At 68.2% G+C, this 9,822-nt stretch carries 7 protein-coding genes; 3 read left to right on the top strand and 4 right to left on the bottom strand.

Features of this window, described 5'->3' with window-relative positions:
• Window positions 1-263: 263 nt before the first annotated feature.
• Genes DWA33_RS02930 through DWA33_RS02920 form a run of 3 tightly spaced genes read right to left on the bottom strand, consistent with a single transcriptional unit; the run spans window position 264 to window position 3,384 of the window.
• Window positions 264-557, bottom strand: coding sequence for a type II toxin-antitoxin system HicB family antitoxin (locus DWA33_RS02930; protein ID WP_114356577.1), 294 nt, complete (start codon window positions 555-557; stop codon window positions 264-266).
• 9 nt (window positions 558-566) lie between these two features.
• Window positions 567-761: a type II toxin-antitoxin system HicA family toxin gene (locus DWA33_RS02925; RefSeq protein ID WP_114356576.1), complete on the bottom strand. Its 195-nt coding sequence runs from the start codon at window positions 759-761 to the stop codon at window positions 567-569.
• 43 nt (window positions 762-804) lie between these two features.
• The gene (locus DWA33_RS02920) at window positions 805-3,384 is read right to left on the bottom strand and encodes an ATP-dependent helicase (protein ID WP_114356575.1); all 2,580 of its coding nucleotides are present in this window, start codon (window positions 3,382-3,384) and stop codon (window positions 805-807) included.
• A gap of 314 nt (window positions 3,385-3,698) precedes the next feature.
• Between DWA33_RS02920 and DWA33_RS02915 the strand changes: the two genes are divergently transcribed.
• The gene (locus DWA33_RS02915) at window positions 3,699-3,872 is read left to right on the top strand and encodes a DUF1328 domain-containing protein (protein WP_114356574.1); all 174 of its coding nucleotides are present in this window, start codon (window positions 3,699-3,701) and stop codon (window positions 3,870-3,872) included.
• Here DWA33_RS02915 and DWA33_RS02910 read toward each other — a convergent pair.
• Window positions 3,869-4,396: a thioesterase family protein gene (locus DWA33_RS02910; RefSeq protein ID WP_114356573.1), complete on the bottom strand. Its 528-nt coding sequence runs from the start codon at window positions 4,394-4,396 to the stop codon at window positions 3,869-3,871. The genes DWA33_RS02915 and DWA33_RS02910 overlap by 4 nt on opposite strands.
• Window positions 4,397-4,463: 67 nt before the next feature.
• On the opposite strand from DWA33_RS02910, the gene DWA33_RS02905 reads away from it, so the two are divergent.
• Window positions 4,464-5,891 carry an FAD-binding oxidoreductase gene (locus DWA33_RS02905; protein ID WP_114356572.1) on the top strand — a complete coding sequence of 476 codons (1,428 nt, stop codon included), beginning with the start codon at window positions 4,464-4,466 and terminating at the stop codon, window positions 5,889-5,891.
• A gap of 135 nt (window positions 5,892-6,026) precedes the next feature.
• Window positions 6,027-9,800 (top strand): AsmA family protein, encoded by a 3,774-nt coding sequence (locus tag DWA33_RS02900; RefSeq protein ID WP_114356571.1) that lies wholly within the window; start codon window positions 6,027-6,029, stop codon window positions 9,798-9,800.
• The last annotated feature ends 22 nt before the right edge of the window (window positions 9,801-9,822 follow it).

Genomic DNA, 9,822 nt, shown 5'->3' with positions numbered 1-9,822 from the left:
TCGTACTCGGCCATCAGAAACCGCCATTTCTGGATGTAATTCCGCTCGATCGTCCGGTCGAAACTGTTGTCGCGCATCGAAGCCTCCCTGATGGGTGGATTCGATCACCGAATTATTGAACTTGCACAATTGCGAGGCGGCGAAGCCGCCGAAGCAATCCAGAGCCCCGGTGCACTGAGTTTCTGGATTGCTTCGCGGAGCCTGTCATCGGGCGGCGCTGCGCGCCGACCCGTTGGCTCGCAATGAAGGAGACAAGCCGGCGATCACTCCGCCGCGTGGGCGTGGGTGGGGTATTCGACTAGGGCGACGATTGCGTCCTTGCTGGCCTCGACAAAGGCCGGGTCTTTTTTCAGCTCGTCGATCGTGCGGGGCGGATTGAAAACGGTCGAACCGTCCGGATTAGTCCAGTCCTCGGCCGCGAAGACGAGCACTTCTGCGGCTTCTTGCATCGCTTCCTCGATGGTGTCCCCCGCCGTAATGACGCCGGGAATGTCAGGGAACGATACACCGTAGCTGCTGTCGTCGTCTTTGTGGATCAAGGCGATGTAGTGAACCATCGCTGCCTCCTAGTCTTTCGCCCAACCCGCCTGGTTGTAGATCGCTTTCACCGTGCCTCTGGCCATATCTCGTTTCGGGTGCGGCACAATGACGGTCCGGTTCGTCCTAGGATCGCGGAATTTATGATGCGATCCGCTGACGCTGATCAGCCTATATCCTTCGCGCTCCAGTCGCCGGATGATATCACGGCTGTCCCTCAGCATTTTCGTCGCGCCCCACGGGAGCGGATGAGCCGCCCGAAGAAAGTTACACCCGCTCCACGAAACTATCGACCACCTTCTTCTCGCCGGCCTTGTCGAACGCGATGGTGAGTTTGTTGCCGTCGATCTTGGTGACGTGGCCGTAGCCGAATTTCTGATGGAAGACGCGGTCGTCGAGGCTGAACGCGGAGTCGGTGCCGGTGGATTTCGCGACCAGTTCGCCCTCGATGGTGAACGGGGCGCGGCGGGCGCTGCCGGACGAGTAGGACGCGCCGCTTTCGCCGAAGCCGCCGCTGCGGCCGCCGTTGCTTCCGCCACCGCTGCGACCGCGCTGCGCCTGGGCGCGCTGCCAGCCGGGAGTCGAATAGCTCGAGCCGAACGACTCGACGTTGTCGAACCGCGACGGGCCGTAGCCGCTCATGCCGCCCCAGCCGGAGCCGCCTTTGGACTCGGTGATCTCGACATTGGCGGCCGGCAGTTCGTCGAGGAAGCGCGACGGGATCGTCGTGTTCCACGTGCCGTGGATGCGGCGGTTGGTGGCGAAGTACAACTTCGCGCGCTTCCTCGCGCGGGTGATGCCGACGTGGGCGAGGCGGCGCTCTTCTTCCAGGCCGGCGCGGCCCTGTTCGTCGAGCGCGCGCTGATGCGGAAACAGCCCTTCCTCCCAGCCGGGCAGGAACACGGTTTCGAATTCCAGGCCCTTGGCGGAGTGCAGCGTCATCACGCTGACGGCGTCCTCATCGGCGCCGCCGTCGCGGTCCATCACCAGCGAGATGTGTTCGAGGAAGCCTTGCAGGTTCTCGAACTCCTCCATCGAGCGGACGAGTTCTTTCAGGTTCTCCAGCCGGCCGGCGGCGTCGGCGGAGCGATCCTTCTGCCACATCTCGGTGTAGCCGCTCTCGTCGAGCACGATCTCGGCCAGTTCGGTATGCGCTAGCGCGTCGCGCTGCACCTGCCAGCGTTCGAAATTCTCGATCAGGCCGCGCAGGCTGCTGCGCGCTTTCGGCTTCAGCTCGTCGGTGTCGATCACCATCCGCGCTGCCTCGAACAGCGGCATGCGGCGCTTCCTGGCATGATCGTGCAGCATCTGCACGGTGGCGTCGCCGAGGCCGCGCTTCGGCACGTTGACGATGCGCTCGAAGGCGAGATCGTCGGCCGGCGAGTTGATCACCCGCAAATACGCCAGCGCGTCGCGGATTTCGGCGCGTTCGTAGAACCGCGGGCCGCCGATCACCCGGTAGGGCAGGCCGAGGGTGACGAAGCGGTCTTCGAACTCGCGCATCTGAAACGAGGCGCGAACCAGGATGGCGATCTCGTTGAGCGCGTGGCCCTGGCGCTGCAGCTGCTCGATCTCCTCGCCGATGGCGCGGGCTTCCTCTTCGGAGTCCCAGGCGCCGGTGACGGTGACCATTTCGCCGTCGACGTCCTCGGTGCGCAGCGTCTTGCCGAGCCGGCCTTCATTGTGCGCGATCAGATGCGAGGCGGCGGCGAGGATGTGGCCGGTCGAGCGATAATTGCGCTCCAGCCGGATCACCTTGGCGCCGGGGAAGTCGTGGTCGAAGCGCAGGATGTTGTCCACTTCCGCACCGCGCCAGCCATAGATCGACTGATCGTCGTCGCCGACGCAGCAGATGTTTTTCGGAGGGCCGCTCGGAGTCGGTGTCCCGGCCTCGCCCTTCGAGACGCGCGGGCTTTGCCCGCGCTCCTCAGGGTGAGGGACGGGGTCAGTGCTTGCGGAGCCCTCATCGTCGGCGCCCTCATCCTGAGGAGCCGCGCGTAGCGCGGCGTCTCGAAGGATGGGGGAGGGGGACGAAGGCGTCTGCGACAGCAGCCGCAGCCACAGATATTGCGCGACGTTCGTGTCCTGATACTCGTCGACCAGAATGAACTTGAAGCGGTTCTGATACTGCCGCAGCACGTCGGGATGTTCGCGGAATAGGCGGATGTTTTCCAGCAAGAGATCGCCGAAGTCGGCGGCATTCAGGATCTTCAGCCGCTCCTGATACTGCGCGTAGAGCTTGCCGCCGCGGCCGTTGCCGAACATCGCGGCTTCGCCGGCCGGGACCTGCGACGGCGTCAGGCCGCGGTTCTTCCAACCGTCGATCAGGCCCGCGAGCATCCGCGCCGGCCAGCGCTTGTCGTCGATGTTGTCGGCGGCGAGCAGTTGCTTGAGCAACCGGATCTGGTCATCGGTGTCGAGCACGGTGAAGTTCGAGGTGAGCTGCACCAGTTCGGCATGATAGCGCAGGATGCGGCCGCCGATCGAATGGAAGGTGCCGAGCCACGGCATTCCCTCCACCGCCTGGCCGAGCATCTGGCCGAGCCGCAGCTTCATCTCGCGCGCGGCCTTGTTGGTGAAGGTCACCGACAGGATCTCGGCGGGGCGGGCGCGGCCGGTGGAGAGGATGTGGGCGATCCGCGTGGTCAGGACGCGGGTCTTGCCGGTGCCGGCGCCGGCCAGCACCAGCACCGGACCATCCAGCGTCTCGACCGCGTCGCGCTGCTCCGGATTGAGGCCGGACAGATAGGCCGGGCCGGCCGCGGCGCGGGCGCGCGCAGCGATGCCGCCGGCGGCGGGCTGATAGCTGGAGACGTCGAGGGACGGGCGCTGAATCGGATCGGTCATGCGAATCGTTTTATCACCCGCAGCCGTGCTGCGGGGCTCGATGAAGAGCTTTCATAGCAGGATTACCCGGCGATATAGGCGCGCTCCGCCGCGATCGACAGGCCGAGTTGCGCAACTCGCCCAGCCGCAGCGCCGCTGAAGGCGATTTCGTTCCTGTTTTTCGCGCAAAAATGGCCGCTCGGCCGAACGAAACCGGCCGGAACTTTCGTTCCCAGGTGGGATTGTTTCGGCAAGCGGCGCGGCCGAAACCGGCGGCGCCTTCACCGAAAAGGGCAACCGCCTGCGGGTGCCTGAAGCGAAACGGAGGTCATCACATGTTGGGTTGGGTTGTGACGTTTCTCGTGGTTGCGCTGATCGCGGGCCTGCTCGGCTTCGGCGGCATCGCCGGTGCGTCGATCGAAATCGCCAAGATCATCTTCTTCATCGCGATCATCCTGTTCCTGGTCTCCGCGGTGATCAGCATCTTCCGCGGCCGTTCTCGGGTCTAGCCCGCCGGACGCTTCGAGGGCATCGCGATACGTCGTCCGATGCCCTCGGGTTGCGGAAGGGTGCGATGAGCTTCTGCCATCCGCGCGATATTGGCGCGGATGTCGTCCGGAAACGGCGCAACTTTGCGGCTCGCCATGTCGACATGCATCGACATGTTCTCCGATGTCGCCGACAGCCAGCCTTCCTCGGCGTGGCGCAGTTCTTCGAAGGTGTGGATCCGCTTCTCGTCCGCCGCGACGATGTAAACCGCGACCTGCACCGGGTCGCCGAGATGGATCTCGCGCAAGTAACGGACGTGGGCTTCGGCCGTGAAGGTCGAGCCGCCGCGGCTGTTCAGGTAATCGACGCCGATCCCGAGTTCGCTCCAGATCTGATCGATCGCGCGGTCGAACAGCACGTTGTAATAGGCCATGTTGAGATGGCCGTTATAGTCGATCCATCCCGGCTCGATCTGCATCACCGACGACAGGAACGGCGCGGCCCCAGTGCCGGTTTCGACGCTGCGATCTACTTCCAAAGTCAATCCTACCTCCCTTGACCCCTCCGGTATCCTTTGCCACGGTCGCCCCGTTTCCGAAGGAGTTTTTGTCGTGGGCCTGACCATCACCAACACGCCGAAGCGCGCCGAGCCGCAGGCCGTGGCGAGCGCCATTGAAGCGCTCGCGGCGCGGTTCGGCAACCGCCTCGTCACCTCGCTCGCGGTGCGCGAGCAGCACGGTCACACCACGACCTGGCTGCCGAACCAGCCGCCGGATGCGGTGGTGATGGCGCAGGAGACGGCGGACATTCAGGATACGGTGCGGATCTGCGCCCAGCACAAGGTGCCGGTGATCGCGTTCGGCACCGGCACCTCGCTCGAGGGCCACGTCAACGCCCCGGCCGGCGGCGTCTGCATCGATCTGCGCGACATGAACAAGATCCTGGCCGTCCATGCCGAGGACCTCGACTGCGTGATTCAGCCCGGCGTCACCCGCAAGGCGCTGAACGAGAACCTGCGCGACCAGGGGCTGTTCTTTCCGATCGATCCCGGCGCCGACGCCTCGATCGGCGGCATGGCGGCGACCCGCGCGTCCGGCACCAACGCGGTGCGCTATGGCACGATGCGCGACAACATCCTGGCGCTGAAGGTGGTGCGCGGCGACGGTGAGATCATCACCACCGGCACCCGCGCCAAGAAATCCGCGGCTGGCTACGACCTGACCCACCTGTTCGTCGGCTCGGAAGGCACGCTCGGCATCATTTCCGAGCTGACCATCAGGCTGCGCGGCATTCCGGAGACGATCGCGGCGGCGGCGTGCTCGTTCCCCTCGGTCAGCGATGCCTGTCAGGCGGTGATCCTGGCGATCCAGACCGGCATTCCGCTGGCCCGGATCGAGCTGATGAGCCAATCCCAGGTCAAGGCGGTCAATGCCTATTCCAAGCTGACGCTGCCGGAGACGCCGCTGCTGCTGCTCGAATTCCACGGCAGCGAGGTCGAGGTCGCCGAGCAGTCGAAGAATTTCGGCGCCATCGCCAAGGATTGCGGCGGCGGCGACTTCACCTGGACCACCCGCCCGGAGGACCGCAACAGGCTGTGGCAGGCCCGGCACGACGCCTATTGGTCGGTGCGGGCGCTGCGCCAGGGCGACGGCGTCGGCGTCGTCGCCACCGACGTCTGCGTGCCGATCTCGCGGTTGGCCGATTGCGTCGGCGAGACCGAGGCCGACCTCATCCGGCTCGGGCTGCTGGCGCCGATCGTCGGTCATGTCGGCGACGGCAACTTCCACTGCTCGCTGCTGTGCGACGTCAACGACGCCGAGGAGTTGGCGCGGGCCGACGAGTTCATGCACCGGCTGGTCGAGCGGGCGCAGTCGATGGACGGCACCTGCACCGGCGAGCACGGCATCGGCCAGGGCAAGCAAAAGTATCTGCAGGCCGAGCTCGGGCTCGAAGCGCTGCAGGCGATGGCCGCGATCAAGCAGGCACTTGATCCGCAGAACATCTTCAATCCCGGCAAGATTTTGCCGCAAGGGATTTGAACCACAGGATATTTCGGCGGCGTGAATCTGCCGCTTGAAGTCGCTGTGAGTTCGCCACAGTCTGGCGCTAGGCGTTGAAAACACAAGGGAACGACGCCGGCGAGGGGCGTCGCAACGCCCCCGAGGGGAAACCGCGTGCAGACGACTCTGCTCGGCCTGGCCATTGCGCTGATCCTGGCGCTGCTCGCCGCATTGGTCGGGCCGTATCTGATCGACTGGAACCAGTTTCGTGGACCTTTCGAGGCTGAGGCGACACGGCTGCTCGACGCCCAGGTCCGCGTCGCCGGGCCGCTCGATGCGCGGCTGCTGCCGGCCCCGTCGTTGCGGCTGCAGAACGTCAGCGTCGGTGGCGCCAATGACGCCGGCCGGCTGGGGGCCGCCAAGCTCGACATCGAGTTCAGCCTCGGCGCGCTGATGCGCGGCGAGCTGCGCGCCGACGAAATGTCGATCAACGGGCTGTCGCTCGATCTCGGGCTCGATCCGCAGGGCCGGGTCGACTGGCCGGCGGCAGGGCTGTCGAACCTCGCGGCGCTCACCGTCGACCGGCTCAATCTCACCGGGCGGATCGCGCTGCACGACGCCGCCAGCCGTTCCAATCTCGAACTCAGCGACATCGCGTTCTCTGGCGAGCTGCGGGCGCAGGCTGCGGTGCTGCGCGGCGACGGCAATTTCCTGCTGCGCGGCCAGCGCTATCCGTTCCGGCTGTCGACCGGCCGCGCGGCAGATGGCGATGCGATCCGGCTGCGCGCCGGGGTCAATCAGGCTGCCGGCGGCATCGCGGCCGATCTCGACGGCCTGCTCCGGTTCGACCACGGCCGGCCGCGGTTCGACGGCAGCGCGTCGCTGGCGACGCTTGCGGCGGCGGCGGGCGAGACGCCGCGGACGCCGTGGCGGATCGCCGCCAAGATCGAGGCCGATCCGGCCCGCGCTCAGCTCGGCGAGCTTGAGGTTTCCTGGGGGGCGGACGACCGCGCCCTGAAGCTCGCGGGCAGCGGCGAGGCGCGGTTCGGCGCCGCGCCGCGGCTCGACGCCAAGTTGTCGGCGCGGCAGCTCGATGCCGACCGGCTGCTGGCGAAGCCCGGCGATGCCGCCCCGCCGCTGCCGTGGCTGGCGCGGCTGCGCGATCTGGCGGGCGCGCTGCCGCCTCCGCCGTTGCCGGCACGGATCACACTCGACGCCGACCAGATCGTGCTCGGCAGCCGCACGGTGACCGATCTGGCCGCCGAATTACGCGGCGATGCGCAGGTCTGGCAGATCGAACGGCTGGAGCTGCGCGCGCCCGGCGGCACCCGGCTGGCGCTGCGCGACGGCGGCGGGGCGGACGCCGTCGTCACCGGCTCGCTGGACTTGTCTGCGGCCGATCCGGATCTGCTCGCGGCCTGGCTGCAGGGCCGCACGCCGGCGCCTGGCGGTGCAAGCAGGGCGCTGCGGATCACCGGCGGCATCCGCCTCGGCTCCGATGCAGTGGTGCTGGATCCGCTGACGGCGGAAAGCGGCGCCGATCGGCTGCGCGGCCGCTTCGCCTATCGGGCGGGCCGCGACGACCAGGGGGCACAGATCGACGCCGAGCTGAAAGGCGACAGCGCCGATCTCGATGCCGTGCTGCAATGGGCGCGCTCGCTCGGAGGCTCCGGCGGCTGGCCTGAACGGGCGAACCTGACACTCGACCTCGGCAAGCTAAGTGCCGGCGAACAGGTGTGGCAGCCGGCGGCGCTACGGCTGGCTTACGATCCGCACCGCATCGCGCTCGACCGCCTGAAGCTCGGTACCGCGGGCGGGCTGCTGCTGGAAGGCGAGGGTGCCCTCGATCGTGACCACGCGGTGGGGCGGCTCGCCCTCACGGCGCGGGCACCGTCGACGGGGCAGATCGCGGCGGCGATCGATCCGTTCGCGCCCGCCGTCGCGGACAGGCTAAAGGCGCTGCCGGCGGAGGCGGGCGAGGCCCGCGCCAAGCTGACGCTGTCGGTCGAGAAGTCTGGCACTGCGCCGGACCACCTCGCCGCAACCGGCACGCTCGAACTGACCGCGCCCCAGCTCAGCGGTCGGTTGACCGCCAAAGCGAACCCGCCCGCCCCCGCTCTTCGCAAACTCGACGGCGAAGCGCTGGTCCGCAGCGCGCTCGAGCTCGACGGCGAACTGTCGGCGCCGCGCGGCGAGGCGCTGCTCGCGGTGCTTGGACTCGATCACGTCGTCGCCGCTGGCGATGGCGCGGCGACACTACAAGCCTCGGGCACCGGCAGATGGCGCGGCGCGCTGCGCGGCAAAGCCAAGCTGACGGCGGCACGGCTCGACACCGAGGCGAGCGGCGAGATCGAGCCTTTCGCGGCCGAGCCGAAGGCGGCGCTGTCGCTGAATGCGCGCAAGCTCGATCTGTCGCCATTGTTCGACTTGCCGGCCAACGCCGATGCAACGCTGTCGCTCTCGACCCAGCTTGCGGTCGCCGGCCAGCGATGGACCTTCAAGGACATCGACGCCGGTGTCGCCGGTTCGCGGCTGCGCGGCCGGCTGGCGCTGACCCGTGGCGGGACAGCCGAACTCGACGGTGAAGCGGGAATCGACACGTTGCCGCTGGGACCGGTGCTGCAGCTCGCCCTTGGCGCCGCCGGACGCCCCGCCGACGAGCCGCTCGGGCAGGGCTGGCTGCGCGGCTGGCGCGGCAACATCGCGTTTCAGGCGGTGCGGGCGGAACTGCCGGGTGGCAGCGAGCTGCAGCCGCTGCGCGGCGTGGTGCGCAGCGATGGACGATCGCTGACGCTGGACGGCAGCGGCAAGCTCGGCGGCGGCGACGCCAAAGCGACGCTGACCGCCAAGGCGACCGACGCCGGCGTTGCGCTCGACGCCCAGCTCGCGGTGAAGGACGGCGACGCGGCGGCGCTGCGCGATGGCGCCCTGGCGCTGCCGCCCGGGAAACTGTCGCTGCAGGCCACGCTGGCGAGCGCCGGTCGCAGTGCCTCCGCGCTTGTCGGCGCATTGTCGGGCGGCGGCACCGTCACGCTGTCGCAGGCCTCGATTGCCGGGCTCGATCCGAACGCGTTCGCGGTGGCGATCCGCGCCGCCGATCAGGGCCAGCCGATCGACGGCGACCACCTGGCGAAGCAGATCGAGCCGGCGCTGAGCGTCGGTCGGCTGCAGCTCGACCGCGCGCAGCTTGCGATCAGCATCAGCGACGGTCGCGTGAAGCTGGCACCGACCACGCTGCACGCCAAGGATGCCCGCGTCGTGGTGTCCGGCGGCTATGACATCGCGGCCGGCCAGGCCGATTTGCGCGCGACGCTGACGCCGGCCGACACCGGACAGGAGCTGCCGCCGGAAATCCGGATCTTCGCGGCGGGGCCGCCGGATCGGCTGGTGTGGAGCCGAGACCTGTCGGGATTGTCGTCGTGGCTGTCGGTCCGGCGGATCGATCGCGAAACCCGCAAGCTGCAGATGCTCGAACAGGCGGGAAGGCCGCCGGCTATTGCCGACCCGGCCAATGCCGAAAAGCCCCCGGCGCAGACGTCGAGTCTGCCGCCTCCCCAGGCGGGTAACCGGGAGGGGCCGCCGGCCGCAGCCGCCGGCTCCCAATCGGCGCGGCCGCCGGCCGAATCGTCCGGAGTCGAGCCGTCAGGGACCGATTCGTCAGGAACGGCGGGCGCACCGGCACCGCCGCTGGTACCGCCGCTACCCGATGGCGATCCCCGCCGCGCCACGCCGAAGGCTCGCGCACAGCCGCAACGAGCTTCGCCGCCGCCCGCTCAGCCACGGCCGTCCGCCGCGCCTTCGCTCGCAACGCCTTCGGCCTCGCGCGAGAAGCTCGCGCCACTGCCGCCGCCTTTGGAAATCAAACCGGCACCTGGGGATTCGCGGCCGTCACGGCCGCGTCCACCCATGGTGCTGTCGCCGCCCGGCAACTCGCGGGCGACCTTCTGATCAGCGCACCGTCCAGTCGACC

The organism is Rhodopseudomonas pentothenatexigens (assembly GCF_900218015.1).
Lineage (GTDB): Bacteria > Pseudomonadota > Alphaproteobacteria > Rhizobiales > Xanthobacteraceae > Rhodopseudomonas > Rhodopseudomonas pentothenatexigens.
This window is presented reverse-complemented; position numbering and strand designations above follow the sequence as displayed.

Bases quoted from the DNA above. Each gene is read 5' to 3' on its own strand.
- DWA33_RS02930 (WP_114356577.1), bottom strand. From the start codon at position 557: ATGGTTCACTACATCGCCTTGATCCACAAAGACGACGACAGCAGCTAC.
- DWA33_RS02925 (WP_114356576.1), bottom strand. From the start codon at position 761: ATGCTGAGGGACAGCCGTGATATCATCCGGCGACTGGAGCGCGAAGGA.
- DWA33_RS02920 (WP_114356575.1), bottom strand. From the start codon at position 3,384: ATGACCGATCCGATTCAGCGCCCGTCCCTCGACGTCTCCAGCTATCAG.
- DWA33_RS02915 (WP_114356574.1), top strand. From the start codon at position 3,699: ATGTTGGGTTGGGTTGTGACGTTTCTCGTGGTTGCGCTGATCGCGGGC.